This window comes from Paenibacillus sp. BIHB 4019, assembly GCF_002741035.1.
GTDB lineage: Bacteria > Bacillota > Bacilli > Paenibacillales > Paenibacillaceae > Pristimantibacillus.
This window is the reverse complement of sequence record NZ_CP016808.1, coordinates 6,684,192-6,701,089: the sequence shown is the minus strand read 5'-3', so window position 1 is coordinate 6,701,089 and position 16,898 is coordinate 6,684,192. Positions and strand designations below refer to the sequence as shown.

Annotated in this window: 18 protein-coding genes and 1 tRNA gene; 13 read left to right on the top strand and 6 right to left on the bottom strand. The window is 44.6% G+C overall.

The features are described 5' to 3' along the window. Window positions 1-21 precede the first annotated feature (21 nt). From opp1B to BBD42_RS29045, 10 genes are all read left to right on the top strand, one after another. On the top strand, window positions 22-954 hold the full coding sequence (opp1B, locus tag BBD42_RS29090; protein WP_099520993.1) for a nickel/cobalt ABC transporter permease: 933 nt from the start codon (window positions 22-24) through the stop codon (window positions 952-954). Further along, on the top strand, window positions 955-1,848 hold the full coding sequence (gene cntC / locus BBD42_RS29085; protein ID WP_099520992.1) for a staphylopine uptake ABC transporter permease subunit CntC: 894 nt from the start codon (window positions 955-957) through the stop codon (window positions 1,846-1,848). 4 nt (window positions 1,849-1,852) lie between these two features. Continuing rightward, window positions 1,853-2,674 (top strand): staphylopine uptake ABC transporter ATP-binding protein CntD, encoded by an 822-nt coding sequence (cntD, locus tag BBD42_RS29080; RefSeq protein ID WP_099520991.1) that lies wholly within the window; start codon window positions 1,853-1,855, stop codon window positions 2,672-2,674. Beyond that, window positions 2,661-3,404, top strand: a complete 744-nt coding sequence (locus BBD42_RS29075) for an ABC transporter ATP-binding protein (RefSeq protein WP_099520990.1) — start codon at window positions 2,661-2,663, stop codon at window positions 3,402-3,404. The genes cntD and BBD42_RS29075 overlap by 14 nt, the downstream gene beginning before the upstream one ends. Window positions 3,405-3,466: 62 nt before the next feature. Beyond that, entirely contained in the window at window positions 3,467-4,663 is a 1,197-nt protein-coding gene (gene cntE / locus BBD42_RS29070; protein ID WP_099520989.1) for a staphylopine family metallophore export MFS transporter CntE, read from the top strand. Window positions 4,664-4,914: 251 nt separating this feature from the next. Then, complete coding sequence (locus tag BBD42_RS29065) at window positions 4,915-5,223, top strand: hypothetical protein (protein ID WP_099520988.1); 309 nt, start codon at window positions 4,915-4,917, stop codon at window positions 5,221-5,223. 192 nt (window positions 5,224-5,415) lie between these two features. Continuing rightward, window positions 5,416-5,598, top strand: a complete 183-nt coding sequence (locus tag BBD42_RS29060; protein WP_056041814.1) for a hypothetical protein — start codon at window positions 5,416-5,418, stop codon at window positions 5,596-5,598. A 120-nt stretch (window positions 5,599-5,718) separates the two neighbouring features. Further along, on the top strand, window positions 5,719-7,401 hold the full coding sequence (locus BBD42_RS29055) for a spore germination protein (protein WP_481855903.1): 1,683 nt from the start codon (window positions 5,719-5,721) through the stop codon (window positions 7,399-7,401). Between the two features lie 26 nt (window positions 7,402-7,427). Next, complete coding sequence (locus BBD42_RS29050) at window positions 7,428-8,531, top strand: GerAB/ArcD/ProY family transporter (RefSeq protein ID WP_099520987.1); 1,104 nt, start codon at window positions 7,428-7,430, stop codon at window positions 8,529-8,531. Beyond that, on the top strand, window positions 8,524-9,714 hold the full coding sequence (locus BBD42_RS29045; RefSeq protein WP_099520986.1) for a Ger(x)C family spore germination protein: 1,191 nt from the start codon (window positions 8,524-8,526) through the stop codon (window positions 9,712-9,714). The genes BBD42_RS29050 and BBD42_RS29045 overlap by 8 nt, the downstream gene beginning before the upstream one ends. A 181-nt stretch (window positions 9,715-9,895) precedes the next feature. On the opposite strand, the gene BBD42_RS29040 is transcribed toward BBD42_RS29045, so the two are convergent. Then, window positions 9,896-10,312, bottom strand: coding sequence for a MarR family winged helix-turn-helix transcriptional regulator (locus tag BBD42_RS29040; RefSeq protein ID WP_099520985.1), 417 nt, complete (start codon window positions 10,310-10,312; stop codon window positions 9,896-9,898). Between the two features lie 366 nt (window positions 10,313-10,678). Between BBD42_RS29040 and BBD42_RS29035 the strand changes: the two genes are divergently transcribed. Next, window positions 10,679-11,692, top strand: a complete 1,014-nt coding sequence (locus BBD42_RS29035; protein WP_099520984.1) for an LLM class flavin-dependent oxidoreductase — start codon at window positions 10,679-10,681, stop codon at window positions 11,690-11,692. A gap of 81 nt (window positions 11,693-11,773) precedes the next feature. On the opposite strand, the gene BBD42_RS29030 is transcribed toward BBD42_RS29035, so the two are convergent. From BBD42_RS29030 to BBD42_RS29020, 3 genes are all read right to left on the bottom strand, one after another. Then, window positions 11,774-11,857, bottom strand: a tRNA-Leu gene (locus BBD42_RS29030). A gap of 114 nt (window positions 11,858-11,971) precedes the next feature. Beyond that, complete coding sequence (locus BBD42_RS29025) at window positions 11,972-12,730, bottom strand: hypothetical protein (protein WP_099520983.1); 759 nt, start codon at window positions 12,728-12,730, stop codon at window positions 11,972-11,974. A 60-nt stretch (window positions 12,731-12,790) separates the two neighbouring features. Next, entirely contained in the window at window positions 12,791-13,621 is an 831-nt protein-coding gene (locus BBD42_RS29020; protein ID WP_099520982.1) for a hypothetical protein, read from the bottom strand. Window positions 13,622-13,986: 365 nt separating this feature from the next. Here BBD42_RS29020 and BBD42_RS29015 point away from each other — a divergent pair, with 365 nt between their 5' ends. Next, window positions 13,987-14,757 carry a divergent polysaccharide deacetylase family protein gene (locus BBD42_RS29015; protein WP_099521857.1) on the top strand — a complete coding sequence of 257 codons (771 nt, stop codon included), beginning with the start codon at window positions 13,987-13,989 and terminating at the stop codon, window positions 14,755-14,757. On the opposite strand, the gene BBD42_RS29010 is transcribed toward BBD42_RS29015, so the two are convergent. After that, complete coding sequence (locus BBD42_RS29010; protein WP_237163268.1) at window positions 14,722-15,459, bottom strand: N-acetylmuramoyl-L-alanine amidase family protein; 738 nt, start codon at window positions 15,457-15,459, stop codon at window positions 14,722-14,724. The two genes, BBD42_RS29015 and BBD42_RS29010, sit on opposite strands and share 36 nt — an antisense overlap. 194 nt (window positions 15,460-15,653) lie before the next feature. Between BBD42_RS29010 and BBD42_RS29005 the strand changes: the two genes are divergently transcribed. Beyond that, on the top strand, window positions 15,654-15,848 hold the full coding sequence (locus BBD42_RS29005; protein ID WP_056041798.1) for a YqzE family protein: 195 nt from the start codon (window positions 15,654-15,656) through the stop codon (window positions 15,846-15,848). Here the strand turns inward: BBD42_RS29005 and BBD42_RS29000 are convergent. Continuing rightward, window positions 15,839-16,756, bottom strand: a complete 918-nt coding sequence (locus tag BBD42_RS29000) for a hypothetical protein (protein WP_150131616.1) — start codon at window positions 16,754-16,756, stop codon at window positions 15,839-15,841. The two genes, BBD42_RS29005 and BBD42_RS29000, sit on opposite strands and share 10 nt — an antisense overlap. Window positions 16,757-16,898 lie beyond the last annotated feature (142 nt).

Here is a 16,898-nt window from a genome sequence, read left to right as displayed (position 1 = left end):
AACCAAAACAAGGAGCTTGCTATGGTCAGCTATATTATCAAACGGTCACTCCTTTCGATTCCTTTGCTTGTTATCATATCTTTTTTAACGTTTGGCTTGAACAATCTGTCCCCGTTAGATCCGGCTGAAGTCATATTGCATGCGCAAGGCGTGCCGGCTATAACAGATGAATTAATAGCGGAAACGAAAGCAGCACTTGGGATGGATCGGCCATTTCTAATCCGCTATTTGAGCTGGTTTGTGTCATGCCTGCAGCTTGATTTCGGGAACTCGTATGTTACCGGCAAAACCGTGTGGTCCTTGCTGGCTCCCGCTTTTCTAAATACGTTAAAGCTGACGTTGGTGTCGGCGGCTGCCATTATTGCGCTGTCCATTGGATTAGGGGTAATTAGTGCCCTTAGAGAAGGGAAAATGACCGATAAATCGATCAGAGGCGTTTCCTTTTTTCTAACCTCCATGCCGCCTTATTGGCTCGCGGCGCTCATGGTGTGGTATTTTTCCGTGCAATTGGATTTGCTGCCGACAAGCGGGATGGACTCGTACGAAAGCTATATTTTACCTGTCCTTGTAATCACGATCAGTTATACAGGCATTTATTTTCGAATCGTTCGAAGCTCCATGTTAAGTAATATGAATGAAGACTACGTGCTGTATGGCAGGGCAAGCGGTTTGCCAGAGAAGAAAATAACGATGCATATATTGAGAAATTCGTTGCAGGTTGCTGTATCTGTGTTTTGTATGGCGATCCCGATTATTTTAGGCAGCACGGTCGTTGTGGAAAATATTTTTGCCTGGCCGGGGTTAGGAACGCTGAGTGTTAAAGCCATTCTTAGCAGGGATTTCCCGATCATTCAGGCGTATGTCCTTGTACTCGCCATGGCTTTTGTGCTGTTCAACACCGTTTCTGACATTATGAATGCGGCGATGAACCCTAAATTAAGGAAGGGACACTAAATGAAACGATTGCGATTTCTGTTGAAAGATAAGCTGGCCGCAGCATCTTTATCGATTCTTGTTTTGACCCTGGCTGCCGGGATATTCGCTCCTTTGTTTGCTCCGCATGATCCGGAAGAAGTGCATATGGAGCTTCGATATGCAACGTCATCGTGGGAGTATTTGTTAGGCAACGATCATCTTGGGCGCTGCATTTTATCGAGATTAATTTTTGGAATCCGTCCTAGTGTGCTTTGGGTGCTTGCTGCATTGGCCGTATCAGTCGGAATTGGATCGGTTTTAGGTTTTATAGCAGGTTATTTTAGAGGGATCATAGATGCTATTGTGATGAGAATTTGTGATGTGATGCTTTCTTTCCCTGGTTATGTCATGACGTTGGCCGTGATCGGTATTTTGGGGGTAGGCCTTGAAAATATTTTGCTCGCTTTTGTCTTGATGAAATGGGCATGGTTTGCGCGAATCATTAGAACTTCTGTGATGCAATATGCCGAATCCGACTATGTGAAGTTTTCCAAAGTGCTCGGTGTCAGCAACTTCAAAATAATAGCCAAGCATATTGTTCCAGTATCGCTTCCAGAAATTGCGGTCATTGCAAGCAGCTCCTTCGGTTCCATGATCTTGCAATTATCAGGCTTTTCATTTCTGGGCTTAGGCATTCAGGCTCCGAATGCAGAGTGGGGCATGATGTTGAATGAGGCGAGGGAAGTGATGTTTTCGAAGCCGGCGTTTATGCTCGCGCCCGGTTTAACGATTATTATAGTCGTATCGGCGATCAACTTTTTGTCAGATGCGCTTCAGATTGCTTTAGATCCTAAATTGTCGGCCGCCAAATATAAGCAGCAAGCACGGGGACTTGCTTCCATTGCTAGACTTCAAGGCAAGGAGGTGGCTTGATTTTATGGCTATTTTAGAAGTGGCGAATTTGAAAATTTGGGACAGCCAGACGGGGCAAGTCATTGTTCCGGGCAGCTCCTTTCATGTCAAGCAAGGCCGATGCCTAGCTATTGTCGGCGAAAGCGGAAGCGGGAAATCCCTCACATGCAGAGCCATCATGAGATTAAACAAGCCTGGCATCCGTCAAGCCGGGGACATTTTGTTTAACGGGGTCAATCTCAGCGAGCTTTCGGAAAAGGAAATGAGGAAAAAACGAGGCAAGCAGCTGTGTATGATTTTGCAAAATGGGATGCGTGCCTTTGATCCTTCTTGCGTGGTCGGCGTTCATTTGCGGGAAACGCTGGCCTGCCATTTCGGTTGGGGCCGCGAAGAAATAACGGCTAGAATGAAATGCGCTATGGAAAGCGTGATGCTGAAAGATCCGATCGCGGTGATGAATATGTATCCGCATCAGTTGTCCGGCGGCATGCTGCAGCGGATTATGATTGCGCTCACCCTGGTGCTAGAGCCTGCTATCGTTATCGCGGATGAGCCGACGACGGCTCTTGATACGATCTCGCAGTTCGAGGTCGTTGAACAATTTATTCAATTGCGGGAGAAAATGGGCTGCTCGATGATTTTTATTTCTCATGATTTAGGCATCGTCCGAAAAATAGCGGATGACGTTCTGGTTATGAAAGAAGGGGAAATTGTGGATCACGGGACGAGCCCGTTTATTTTCTCGGAGTCTGCGCATGCCTATACCCGATATTTAGTATCCTCGAAGCAAGCTCTGAATGATCATTTCAAGCGATTAATGGGAGGCGTTAGCCTTGCTCAGCGTTGACCATGTTCATAAATTCTATATAAAAGGCGGATTTTTCTCAAAGGAAATACAGCAGGTGCTGACAGACATTAGCTTCGAATGCGGGCAGGGTGAATGCCTGGGCATTATCGGGGAAAGCGGAAGCGGCAAATCGACATTGGGACGATTATTATTGGGGCTTGAAAAGCCTGATAGCGGAACGATTTTATTTGAGGGGAACAACGTAGAGGATCGACGAGCGAGAAGGGGACAGATTAGCGCCGTATTTCAGGACTATTCCTCCTCGATTAACCCCTTTTATACAGTAGAACAGGCACTGATGGAGCCTTTAAAACAGCAAAGAAGAGGTCGATTTGAAGCTCAGGACAAAATGGATTTGCTCCTGCAGCAGGTGGGCTTAAACCCGTCCTATCGAAAAAAATACCCGCATGAGCTATCGGGTGGGGAAGCTCAGCGCATATGCATCGCAAGAGCCGTTGCAACAGAACCCAAATGCATCGTATTTGATGAAGCGATTAGCTCTTTGGACGGCTCCGTGCAAATGCAGGTGCTTGAATTGCTAAAAAGCTTGAGGAAAATTTACAACATGGCCTACATTTTCATCACCCATGATATTCAGGCTGCCGCTTATATTTGCGATAAAGTTTTGATGATGAGAAATGGCCGAATCGAAGAAATGGTCCATATAGAACAAATAAAAGACGTCCAGTCAGCGTATGCAAGGAGATTGCTGCAGATGATTATTACCTGACGCTAGCAGCGAAGAGAGTTCCAGAGTCAGTCACAAGGAGAATAGAGGAAGGAGCAGAAGTGGTGAGAGGAGCTTTATCATGGCCTTTTGTACGATTATATATTTTGACCCTGCTGTATTTTAGTGCAAACTCCATACTTAATGTCATCATTCCCTTGAAGGGCGAATCGCTTGGCGCTACCAATACAACGATTGGTATCATTATGGGGGCGTATTTGTTTACTACGATGTTTTTTCGGCCATGGGCGGGCAAAATGATTCAAAAGTACGGCCCTATCCGTGTGCTGCGCACGATTCTTATCATAAATGGCTTTGCTTTAGTTCTATACACGTTTACAGGATTAGAGGGTTATTTTGTCGCCCGTATGCTGCAAGGTGTATGTACGGCCTTTTTCTCCATGGCTTTGCAACTGGGCATTATTGATGCACTGCCAGAAAAGGACCGTTCACAGGGGATTTCCATGTATTCCTTATGTGCTTCGATGCCGGGTATAATCGGTCCCTTATTGGCTTTAGGCATTTGGCAAGCAGGAAATATGAATCATTTCACAGTGGCTATGATCGCGATTGCTATCCTTACTGGGATTGTAGGCTATAGCGCCAAAATGGACAAACAAGCGGCCGAGGCTGAGCCTGATACGGGTCAGAAAGGGCAGGGCAGTACGATGTCCGAGTCCTTTGGCCAGTTATTCAAAAACCCGCATTTGTTCAAATGCAGCGTGCTGATGCTGATCGCTTCCCTTGTATTTGGAGCGGTGACCACCTTCATACCGCTATATGCTTCACAAATCGAAGGCGGAAATGCGGCGATTTATCTCATGCTGCAGGCGGGAGCCGTAGTAGTGGCCCGATTTACCTTACGAAAGAAAATTCCTTCGGATGGCAAATGGCATTCTGCTTTTGTCATGGTCATTATGCTGATGCTAGCTGCAGCAGCGTTATGTGTCAGTTTTTCTGCAATGGGCGGAGCCGTCTTTTTCTATGCTGGCGCAGGTTTGATGGGGATTGCTCAAGCACTGCTCTATCCAACATTAACGACGTACTTAACTTTTGTTTTGCCGCAATTGAATCGTAATGTACTAATTGGCTTATTTATTGCTACGGCGGATTTGGGCGTTTCGCTTGGCGGAGTTATTATGGGGCCGGTAGCGGATATTTTCTCTTATTCCTTTATGTATATGCTTTGCGCGATTTTAGGCGTGTCGATGATTGTTTTTTCTTATGAGCGACGTGAAATTTTTGTTAAATATAAGAAATGATAAGTACGATCCTTATAATGGGTTTATATTTCAACGCGAAACGGCAGCTTTGCCGCCAGTGGAAGGCGGCAGCCGTGTACGCTTGGAATCAAAATAAAGCAGCTGCGTAAAAGCAAGGCTTGAGCTCGTATCACGCACTCCAAGCCGCAGAAACAGGGGAGGCGATAGCCTTCCATGTCAAACATACAAGCCGCATTCTCTTTCTGCGAATACAATAACGTGTATTCCAAAACCGAAAGGGGATAATTATTTTGAAACGAAATAATTACTATAATATGAATATGGGTATGAGTATGGGTAATGTAGGCGGCATGAATGACATGAACTTTTGTCCCGATTGTCCAACGCAGACGATTTATGATCCTCCGATCGTACAATACGAGAACTACTACCACCCGCAGCTTGTGAATGTCGTTCAAAACATTGAAACGGTGAAGCAGCATCATTGTTGCCCTGTCTACCAACAGCATTTCACGCATACGGAGAAAAATGTTATGGTTTCGAGTATGAAACGCGCGAAGCGGGCTAAAGCATCTGCAAAAAAACGTTCAAAAAAATAGGCTGAATAGTAAACAAAGACCCGTAAGAACAGCCGCTTGGTGAGCCAAGCGACCGTCTTGCGGGTCTTTATTTATATAGAATTAGGCTTCTTTGACTCGGTAGGCGATAGTGAAATTTGAGGGAGATGAATAAATGAATGGAAATTAATCATAATACTCAAGTACACTTACCTATGGATTGGGGGATCAAACATGCTCGACAGCCTCGAGAGCAATTATGATTGTGCAAATGCGGGAGATGATCTGCATCAACTCAAGCAGGAGCTTGAATCGCTTCGTGAACAGCAAGCGGAAGACAAAGAAGCACAAGAAGCGATCAATCGACTTGAAAATCAAATTTCGTTCATATTGAACAAATGTGATATCAACCATTAGTCTGAATTTGTAAAAAAAATGAACGCTAGCCCGATTTAGATCGTCAACTTTGATCTAAATCGGGCTTTTTGATTTTCTAAAAAATGGTGCATGAAAAGAAAATAAAGGGACAAGTTAAAATTGAGCTTTATTAAGAAAGGATGGAATAGCGTGTGGTCTGTTATAATCTCGCACCTTCCTGATTGGAAAATTTGTGCGCAGGCTATTTTAAGCCTGATCATTGCCATTGCTCTTTATTATCTGAATACATATTTGCGGTCATTAGTTATAAATAAGAATGCTCCTATTCAAAAAGAACGAAAGAATCAACACCATGCCGCTCCTTCGAATTTGTCCGAAGATTATGAAGAAAATTTGAATGCAATTAAACAAGCCATTGGCAGTAACAGTGATGTCCATTTTCGTGAATTTCAAATAACAGAATTTCATGCTCGGGCTACGCTCGTTTTTATAGATGGGATGCAAAATGAAGAACTGATCAGTAAGCATATAATGAAAATTTTGATGGCAGATGTTAAGCAGGATATGACAGACGGGAGCCATTTAGTTAATCCATTGGAGTTCTCCTCTTATTTTCAAAATAAAGTACTGCCTGTTTGCGAAGTTTACGAAGCTGCTGAATTTCATGATTTAAAACAATCCATTTTGATGGGGTTTACAGCCTTGTTCATTGAAGGCATGCCTCAAGCGCTACTTATGGGAACATCAGGCATGAAGACCAGGGCAATCAATGAACCGAGCTCTGAGGCTTTGCTTCGTGGTCCTCGAATCGGTTTTACCGAGTTATTAAGTGAGAATACATCAATGCTGCGCAGACAAGGCTTTAGTGAAGATCTGGAAATAAATATGTACGAGGTAGGAACTCGAATTAAGAAGAAGCTGGTTATTGCTTACATGAAGGAAATTGTTAATCCAGACCTGCTTCAGGAGGTAAGAGATCGAGTTGGTAAAATCAATATGGATTTCATCGCTGAATCTGGTTATGTGGAACAGCTCATTGAAGATGATTACCTAAGCCCATTTCAGCAAGCTCAAAATACCGAACGCCCGGATCGGGTCATTAGCGGATTATTGGAAGGCAGGATAGCCATTCTATTAGATGGCACTCCTTTTGCTCTAATTGTTCCAGTAACGTTTAGCATGCTGCTGCAATCGCCTGAGGATTATTATGATCGTTGGCTGCCGGGGACCCTTTTGCGCATGCTGCGATTTTTCGCAGCGTTCTTGGCATTAATGGCACCAGCTTTATATATTTCGTTTATTTCCTTTCATCCGGGCTTAATCCCGACCGAGCTTGCCGTTACGATCATAGAAACAAGGCAGGGCGTCCCCTTTCCTTCATTAATAGAAGTGATGATTTTGGAAATATCGATCGAAATATTGCGTGAGGCGGGCATTCGATTGCCCAAGCCTATTGGACCGGCAATGGGCATTGTTGGCGGTTTGATCATTGGCGAGGCCGCGGTACAGGCAGGCATTGTCAGCCCTTTCTTAGTAATCGTAGTAGCTGTGACGGCTATTTCCTCTTTTTCGATCCCCGTATATAGCGCAGGCATTACATTACGTATTTTACGTTTCGCTGGGATGTTATGTGCAGCAGTGCTAGGGATGTTTGGAACTATATTGTTTTTTTTGATTATTTGCGGTCATTTAAGCAAGCTGAAAAGCTTTGGAGTTCCTTATGTAACACCGATCTCGCCGTTTCGCTTTAACGACTGGAAGGATTTATTTCTGCGTGCCCCGCTGCCATTTATGAATAAACGACCGGACATGATGAAGACGCAAGACAAGAAGCGAAGATAGTAACGGCTTAGAGAGGAGGCGCAGACGTGTTTATTCGCAACGATGATAAAATCACCACCACACAAACCTCGATCTTTATTACGGATTCAGTGCTGGGGGCTGGTATTTTGACCTTGCCCCGAGGTGTAATCGAAGCTGCACAAACACCGGATGTCTGGCTATCTGTGCTGCTAGGCGGCATTATCGTTATTTTAGTAACGATGATCATGGTAAAATTAAGTCAGAAATTTCCTAATGATACGGTATATCAATACTCTAAACGAATTGTAGGCTCAGTGCCTGGCGGAGTTTTAAGCATCTGCTTAATTATTTATTATATTATTATTGCTGGTTTTGAAATAAGGGTACTTGCAGAGGTAACCTTGTATTATTTGCTGGAAGGAACTCCGATTTGGGCCATTGTCATTCCCTTTATTTGGGTGGGTACCTATATTTGTTTTGGAGGGATTAATTCCATTGCACGGGTTTTTCAAATTATTTTCCCGATCAGCATTCTAATATTGGTGTTTTCATATTTCCTGAGTATCCGCTTGTTTGATATTAACAATTTGCGCCCTGTTTTGAGTGAAGGCGTCGTTCCCGTATTTAAGGGGTTGAAATCAACTGTACTTATTTTTACAGGATGTGAAGTCATTATGACTCTCGTTGCCCATATGCAGCATCCTGAGCGGGCAGTCAGAGCGACCTTCGCAGGCATAGGCGTTCCTTTTGTGCTGTATCTTATGACCGTAGTTGTCGTCATAGGAGGAATGTCTGTAGATTCGGTAATGAATAGCACATGGCCTACCATCGACCTTTTGCGAAGCTTTGAAATTACCGGGTTAATTTTTGAACGTTTTGAGTTTCCGTTTTTGGTCATCTGGATGATGCAGTTATTTTGCAATTTCACCAGCTTTTATTTTAATGCTTCGTTAGGGATCTCTCAGGTCTTTAACCTTAAAATTCACCCGGTGATATTTGGATTAATACCCGTTATATTTATCACTACGATGCTGCCTAAGCGAATAAATGAAGTGTTTAAGCTGGGAGATTCGATAGGCAAAATAGGGATCTTTTTATTTTTTCTCGTGCCTGTCTTGCTTACTGTCATATTGTTCTTTAGGAAGAAGGTTTTGAATCATCATGTATAGAGTTAAAAAATGGCTAGCTCTCCTTCTATTATCGTCGCTTATTTTCACTCTAGGCTGCTGGAGCAGTAAAGAAATTGAGGATTTAAGCGTCTATGCAGGCCTGGCTCTAGATGTAGGTGAACGGCCTAAAGTTGAACGCGATTTGGAAAGACAAGGCGCCAATTATAATAAAAAAAATCTGATTACAGCTACGATACAAATTGTGCCGATAAAATCGTTCGAACGGCAAGAAAAGTCAAAAGAGAAGCAGCTATTGAAATATTCAAATTTGCGCCTGACAGGGGATTCTGTCTTTGAAATTATGCGCCAATACTCAACAAGAAGGGAGCGTCCAGTCATCGGGCATCATCTCAAGGTCATTGTAGTATCGACAAAATTGGCACAACAGCAAAAGATGGACCAATTAATGGATTTCGTGCTGCGTGATAATGATATTCGTCCAAGCTGCCGGGTATTTTTTAGCAAGGAGAGGGCTTATGACACCTTTATTAGTAATCAACCGGAAGAAGTTCCCGCTTTTCGGATAAACTCGATGATCAATAATAGTTTTAGAACCAATAAGGTAATGAAAGAGGTCAATCTGACTCGGATTGATGGATTGATTCATTCCAAACAAAGCTTCTTGCTGCAAAATATCGTTAGTTCTAAGGGGGAGATAGAATTCTCAGGTGCAGGTATCATTAAGGGCGATTCAAGCAAATGGATTGGCGATTTGAATCAAGAAAATGTGGAAAGTTTATCCTGGATTCAAGGAACAGGCCAAGGAGGAGTAATCAAAAGTTATAATTGGAGAAATGAAATCATTACCTATGAGATTAAATCCATGAAAAGTAAAATGACTGCAAAACTACAGGGGGATGATATTTCCTTTCACGTTGCGATTGAATCAGACGGGAGATTGATTGAAAATTGGGATACGGAAGAAAATCCATCCAAGCTAACTTATTTAAAGGAAACAGAGAAGGTTTTTGAAAAAAGATTAACGACGATGATTGATCATGTGATGGAGAAAATGCAGTCGAAATACAAAGTAGACGTAGCTGGATTTGGGAAATCTCTCGCTATTAAATATCCGCATAAATGGAAAAAGGTTAAGGACAACTGGGACGAAGTGTTCAGCCAGGTTCCCGTAACCTTTGAAATAAAATTGAAGATTACTGATTTTGGTTCTTCGACGAAATAACCTTATGCCCAGTTAGGGCGTATATACAAACGATAAAAAGCGGTTCATTCATAGTGAATGAAGGTCATGAAAAAGCCTCCCTCTAATGAAGAGGGAGGTAATAATACTAATCTGGACTTAAATGATTTAGGGTGCATGATCTGCCACCATAGTAATAGGCTTTGAATAGTTACGGATAAGGTTATATTTTTTTAATGAGTATTTGTAATTCTTGTTTAATGTTCTGTTCAGAAGCAGCAGAGACATAAATTTGATGAAAGGTATCGATACATTTCCTTACTTCTTCTTCACCTCTTGCAGATAGACGAGTGTAAACACCGCGGCGATCGCCCTCACAAACATCCCGTTCAAGGCCCTTACAATTTTTTGCTTCTAGCCGGGTCACAAGTCTGGATACAGCACTTTGACTTAGCCCAACCAAATCAGGTAGGTCTTGTAGTCTCAATTTTTTATCATCTGCTAGTAATAAATGATAGAGCACATAAAACTCTTTCAAGGTTATATTATGTTTATCTTGAAATGCAATTTCGAGTTTATTATTTATTTTCATTTGAATATGCGAAAGGGATAACCAATTATCTAAAAGTTCGTTATTCATAATAAGATTCTCCTATTCTATAAAATGAAGCCCTGTGATTATCGTATGGTAAGGGGTTATACATAAATCCATTTAATCTATGATAACGTTTGTTTTGTTTCAAGTCCATTTTGTTTTAATTTGAAAAGGACATAATAAGAAATTAGGGCTCATGGAGACCGTGTAACCTGTAATAGGTAGTTTTTTAAGAGAGTTACATGATATTGACATGCAATATTTGGCGTGCAATAATATATGCGTGCGAATGCATTTATTTTTTTGTCATCGTGGCGGATCGTCGAGTGGATAGTAATGGAAATATAAATATACCCGTTTCTGTCTTGGATCTTACCCGTAAGCCCACAGGGAATAGGAGGAATGATCAATATGATTAAATTAGGTGTGCTTGACCAAGTACTTGTCCCTGAAGGCCAAACAGCCACAGAAGGACTGCAGCAATCGACTCGTCTCATACAAGCGGCGGAGGAACTAGGCTACTCCCGTTTTTGGGTGTCCGAGCATCATTCCATGCGTGCGCTTGCTTTCTCAAGTCCGGAGGTGCTGATCGCCCATTTGGCAGCTGCTACCTCCCGTATTCGGGTCGGTTCTGGCGGTATCATGCTTCCTCATTACAGTGCCTACAAAGTTGCTGAAAATTTTCGGCTGCTGGAGGCGCTTCATCCAAACCGTATCGACTTAGGTTTGGGTCGGGCACCGGGCGGCATGCCGCTTGCGACCAGAGCGCTACAACAGGATAAATTCGTTGATGTGAATAAATACCCTCAGCAGGTGCAGGATATTATCGGCTATTTGCATGGTTCAATACCTGCTGGGCATCCGTTTGAGAAGCTGCTCGCTGCACCTGCTATTTCGACGGCACCTGAAATATGGCTGCTTGGTTCCAGTGGTGAGAGTGCAAGAATAGCGGCAAGGCTGGGCACTTCTTATGCGTTCGCGGAGTTTTTCGGCACGCCTGGCGGAGAAGAGGCGATGCAGCATTATAACGAGCATTTTAAATCTAACAACGTATTAATAAATCATCCACGTTCAATAATTGCAACTATTGTGATTTGCGCTGAAACGGAAGAAGAAGCGAATCGCTTGGCGATGAGCAGCGATTTGTTATTCCTCGGTATTCAAACAGGTCTGGAGGTGCCATTTCTGCCCTCTGTGAAGACGGCAGCCGATTATCCGTATACGGAGCAGGATCGGCTTCATATTGTGCAAACCCGCCAGCGGCGGGTTATCGGTACGCCGGAACAGGTAAAGAAACAACTGCTTCAGATGGGCAAGGAATACAATGCTGGCGAGATTCTCATTAATAGCCCGATTTATGATGAGAAAGCGCGAATCCATTCCTATAGGCTCATTGCAGATGCATTTGGGATGAGCGTGCAATAGCTTGAATTTCAAAAGCATATAAAAACAGGTTCGTGAATCGCTCTAAGAGCCATTTCACGAACCTGTTAGTTGAAAATTTAATGCGGTCGAGAGGACTCGAACCTCCACGGCTGTTACACCACTAGAACCTGAATCTAGCGCGTCTGCCAATTCCGCCACGACCGCACATGCAAAATTTACATTTTTAATTTAGCATGTTGTCATGGGGGAAGTCAAGTTGGCTTTAAGAATTTGAAATTTTCAGATTAATGAACTGCGTAATCACTGGCGTGTATCCCATTACTTCGGGCTCTCATATATGTTAAACCAAATACCATGACCGTCTACGCTGCTAATGGAGTAGGTTATTCCTTCTTCTTCAACCCAATTATCCATATTGTAGTAATCAAAATCGGAATCCTCATATAAAAGAGAAATTAATATGTCCTCAACATTCGTATTAATTTTCGAAAGCGGATTAGCGGCCGCTATAGCAATGTGTATAGTATTTAGAAAATAATCTAACGTTTCAGGTGTTGCATCGATAGGGATATGGATAGTTAATCTTCCGATACTACCGTCTACTGGATTAATTATTCCGTCTAGCTTATGAGTATCCGAGAAATAATAATTATAAAATAAGCTTCCAGCGCTGCCCTTTTTAACGGTTATTTCACCTAATTGAATCGAAGGATACATCAGCAAAGCGGCCTCATTAAATGTCGCTTGCAAATCATCCAAGTCATCCCAAATTTTGAAGGTTCCTGTTTCGCCCTCCATTTCCGCTATTTGTTCGGGCAGTTCTTCTTCTTCTGCTTCATTGTCCCAATACTCTTTTTCAGACAATGGGGAGTGAGTTTCATCTTCGAAAGCGGAAGCTTCCTCTTCAAATGCTGGAGTTGCTTCTATACTTACTTCTGTATTCGCGGCATGCTCGGTCGGAAAAGTCCTCATTGGCGAGAAGTAGCCTAGCAACGTTTTGTTTATTAAATAGCCAAGTAAAATAGAGCCAATCAATAATAGGATGATCGTCCAAATAATATAAAATGATTTATGCAAAAGATCACGCTGCCTTTATGTAGAATGAGGTGGAAAAATGAAATAGAAAGAGCTTTATTTTTAGTTATAGAGGGCAAGCAGCTGTTTCCAAATATGAAATTTCTCGCCGCAGGCAGGGCAATTCGTATGTCCGGCCATATAGGGCAGCTGTGCCTTAAGCTGCTCATCCCCCAAACGCTCAGCTCGGCTGTATACATAACGAAGGCTGGATTCCTCCGAGCTTGCAGGATCAGCAGGGGTAATATTCACAGGCGCATCCTTGCCATTGAAAACGGGATCTGCCTTGTACGCGACAAGCTTCTCCCCGCTCTCATCCGGCCAAATGAATGTTTCATGCTCGCAAGAAGGGCATGAAGCGACATATTCATCACCGATGCTATGGGTTTGCAGCATATTTGCTGCGGCTCGTTCTCCGTGAAAGGCAGCATCGGCGATTGCGATATAACGTTTCTCGGAATCATCTTTATTGGGCTCGGCGTAGGCGGCAAGCTGCTCGGACATTTCACCAAGCTTATTGATAGCATCATAATAAGAAAGATAAATATCAGCCCGTGCCTTTGCATCAATAGAGGGTACTAATTGCTCAAATTCTGCAGGCATTTCCGATGTAAACTCGCAACTATTGTTTGCTTCAAATAAGCCGCAGGTCATGTAAATATCCAGCTTCACCTCCGGGTCGTTCGAGCGCAGGGCGATTTCCGCCAAATAAGGCACCGCAGCGTAAGTGCACGAATAAATCGTATTTTGATGATAAAGCTGTTCCCAGTAAAGCTCGTCCTTGACCTCTGAGCCATAATTTTGCGCTAGCTGCTGCAGCATTTCCGGTACAGCATCGGCGAAGCCATAAGGACCTTCCAGTTCCGACCAAATCAAGCTATTTAAAGCGAGCATAACGAATCGCCTCCTCATAAATGAATATCCAGCATCCTTCCTAGCTATTTTACTATGGAATTGGTGATTTTGGCGATATGTGACAAAGGAAGCAGAATAACGGCGAATTAATTTCCAGCATTCAGCATATTTTGGCGCAAGTTCACAAACAATGAAAGGGAATGAGTGATGACGCGTAGATAGCGAATGAGGAGTGTGGAAGTGTGAACGTGAAGAGAAGCTATTTATGGAAAAAGAAGGCGGTTAAACTGCTCGGACTTACGATGCTGGTTTTGTCTATGAGTAATGGGACAGGAACGGCTTCTGTTGTTGCTGCCGAGCAGCATTCGCCTGCATTGCAGCAACAACAGCAGACCCAGCAGCAAATGGTCTTGGAGACGCAGCCCGTTCCGCAAAAACCATCGAATGAAGCACAGTCTCCTGCACAGGAGCAGCGGCACCTTGCCATCGTCATTGACGATTTCGGCAATGATATGGATGGGACGGAGGAAATGCTGAAGCTCCCGATCAAGTTTACTGCGGCAGTGATGCCGTTTATGCCCTCTACGCAAAAAGATGCAGAGGAGGCGCACCGGCTTGGGCATGATGTCATTGTGCATATGCCAATGGAGCCAAATAAGGGTCTGAAAAAATGGCTCGGTCCCGGAGCCATTACGGCAGATCTAAGCGATGACGAAGTCCGCAAGCGGATCAATGCGGCCATTGACAATGTGCCGCATGCGATTGGCATGAATAATCATATGGGGTCCAAGGTGACTGCGGATGAGCGGATTATGCGTATCGTGCTTGACGTTTGCAAGCAGCGCGGGTTGTTTTTCCTCGATAGCCGGACGACCTATAAGACGGTTGTACCGAAGGTATCCAAGGAGGTTGGCGTACCGCTGCTGTCCAACGATGTTTTTCTCGATGATGTGTATACGATGCAGCATATTAGCAAGCAGATGAATGAAGTGCAAAAGCATCTTGCTACGCATGTTACCTGCGTCGTAATCGGTCATGTGGGGCCTCCAGGCAAAAAAACAGCGGCTGTTCTTAGACAGTCGATACCTGCCATGAACGCCGCTGTTTCCTTCGTCAAGCTATCGGATATGGTGCTGCAATCATTTGGTGATCAGCTTGTATTGCCGAATCCCTGAAGCGATTGCTGATGCGATATGAAGCTGCTCGCGGGGGTCGGTCAGCATCGTTCGATCATCGCTATTGCTGACAAAGCCCATTTCTACAATAACGGCTGGTTGGTATACGCGTCTAAGTAAATAAAACGGCTTGCCCTCCCTTGGAAGAAAGCGCGTACGCTGCTGGCGATTAAGCGTATCCTGAATGCAGAAAGCAAGCAGCGCGCTTTCTCCGCTGCTCTGATGCAGCACCAGCGGTCCGCGTTCCGAGCGGTCGGGTGTCGAATTGACGTGCAGGCTGACGAGCAGCTGCGTAGGAATTTCCTCGGTCAGCTGCCGTCTTTGCGACAGATCGCGCCTATGCCGGGAACCGCTAACATGCCAGCGATTATCGTCGCTAAGCGCATAATCGTCCGTGCGATTCAGCACGGCGGTAATGCCTTGGCTGTTAAGAAGCAAATAAAGCTTTTTGGCTACAGCAAGGTTAATGTCTTTTTCCACTACGCCTCCAGCTGTTGCCCCGCCATCTATGCCGCCATGTCCTGCATCAATGAGTACGACGGAAGAGGGCATGGTCCAATGCCCAGCATGCGGGGCGGATTGTTGGGAGGGGGGAGATGCTTCATCTTTTGAAGCGTTATCTTCTCCTGCTGCCATTGATGCGGAGTGGGCAGGAAGGCAGAAAAGCAGTGTAATGATCAAACATCGAAAGCAAGCAAGCACATGCCATCCTCCTTTTGAAAGGCTTTGGTCTTAGCTATATCGTGGCTCAATGGAGGATATCTCATGCATGTTTATGTTTGGAGATGACAGGGCAAACTGATATCATCAATTGTTCTGGGAAGCAACAGGCTCAAGAAGCATTTGTCTGCACAAGCGAATGTCTTAATTCTTAAGCAAAAAGGAGTGCGACACAAATGGCCAGCGGGGATGATTTAATCAAATATGTGACCGTTCAGGTTGTGGAATATATGGAGAAACCAAAAGGGGAACGCAAGCAAATGAAAGCGTCAGCGAAGGCGATTAGGGAGCCATGGCTGACGCGCTGGTTCGGCTGGGGACCTGTCAGTCTAATGATGTGGTGGCGCGGAAAAAGCGAGCGTCAGCGGTAAAAGTCGCCTAGCTCAACAAGCAGGGTGAGCGGCACATAACGCTGGCTTTCGCCCAGCTCATCTGTTTCAAGGGCAATGTAGACAGCGCCGTTATTCCAGCTGTGATAGCCCGTTGCCGACCACACATACAGCATGTCGCCATTAAACCTTGCCGCAGTATAGGTAAGGTGTTTCTTTTTGTCCAAAATGTTCAGCAGCTTTATAGAGCCTTTGGATTCAGCCTTGTCTACAGGAGCATCTGTCAGCCATTGCAGCCTCTCGTAAGGGCTGAATGAGGCATTGGATACCGCTTTGGCAATGCCTGCAGTGGCGGCCATGGGCGTTTGTACTTGAATAAGCTTAAGCTCCTGACTTGCCTCGGCGCTCCAGAGAGAAGCAGTCAGCGGGAGCGCTTCACCGCTCATGGCATCGGTAAATGCAGTGGACTTGCCGGAAATTTTCCATACGGACAGCAGTGGATGAACATATAGCGGCGTACTCGTAATGGCAGAAGGTATGAGTTCGAGCCGCTGAAGCGATTGCTGCAGCGTCGTTAAATTATATAGGTAGTCGCCAAGCCCATATTCGCCTAAAACAAACCCGCCGCTCTCCGTTGCATGGACAACGAGGTAGCCGACGGTTTTTTTGTGCTGAATAACGCTGGCCATCCAGCTGTGTGTGCCAGGGCCAAGCGCGGAAATGCTGAGCGTTGCCCCTTGCCAGCTTTTGAAAGCAGGCTGAACTGCGAGCTGCTCGGTCCAAGCTTGAACATGGGCGAGGAGGGACGATTGGCCTGCTTGTTCCTGCTCTGGCATGGCGGCAGCTTGCGGGGGCTGGAGGCTGCTTGTCCATAATAAAGCGCTTAATAATAATGCGCCGATCATTAGCTTCCGAATTTGGCTCAGCAATAAATTCACCCTTTTCTTCATGAGGCAGATCGCTAAAGTGGCGAATGCTGCCTATTATTAACTCGCAGCTTCATTATAAAAGGCAGAGCGGGAGAAGGCTGTTGGAATGTGTCAGGCATGCAGCAGCCTGTCCCGTTCTTTTTTTGCCACAATGGTGCGGATC

What these genes read in the sequence shown, in the direction of transcription:
- opp1B (WP_099520993.1), top strand. Translation starts at nt 22, where the DNA reads ATGGTCAGCTATATTATCAAACGGTCACTCCTTTCGATTCCTTTGCTT.
- cntC (WP_099520992.1), top strand. Translation starts at nt 955, where the DNA reads ATGAAACGATTGCGATTTCTGTTGAAAGATAAGCTGGCCGCAGCATCT.
- cntD (WP_099520991.1), top strand. Translation starts at nt 1,853, where the DNA reads ATGGCTATTTTAGAAGTGGCGAATTTGAAAATTTGGGACAGCCAGACG.
- BBD42_RS29060 (WP_056041814.1), top strand. Translation starts at nt 5,416, where the DNA reads ATGCTCGACAGCCTCGAGAGCAATTATGATTGTGCAAATGCGGGAGAT.
- BBD42_RS29045 (WP_099520986.1), top strand. Translation starts at nt 8,524, where the DNA reads ATGTATAGAGTTAAAAAATGGCTAGCTCTCCTTCTATTATCGTCGCTT.
- BBD42_RS29040 (WP_099520985.1), bottom strand. Translation starts at nt 10,312, where the DNA reads ATGAATAACGAACTTTTAGATAATTGGTTATCCCTTTCGCATATTCAA.
- BBD42_RS29035 (WP_099520984.1), top strand. Translation starts at nt 10,679, where the DNA reads ATGATTAAATTAGGTGTGCTTGACCAAGTACTTGTCCCTGAAGGCCAA.
- BBD42_RS29020 (WP_099520982.1), bottom strand. Translation starts at nt 13,621, where the DNA reads ATGCTCGCTTTAAATAGCTTGATTTGGTCGGAACTGGAAGGTCCTTAT.
- BBD42_RS29015 (WP_099521857.1), top strand. Translation starts at nt 13,987, where the DNA reads ATGGTCTTGGAGACGCAGCCCGTTCCGCAAAAACCATCGAATGAAGCA.
- BBD42_RS29005 (WP_056041798.1), top strand. Translation starts at nt 15,654, where the DNA reads ATGGCCAGCGGGGATGATTTAATCAAATATGTGACCGTTCAGGTTGTG.
- BBD42_RS29000 (WP_150131616.1), bottom strand. Translation starts at nt 16,756, where the DNA reads ATGAAGAAAAGGGTGAATTTATTGCTGAGCCAAATTCGGAAGCTAATG.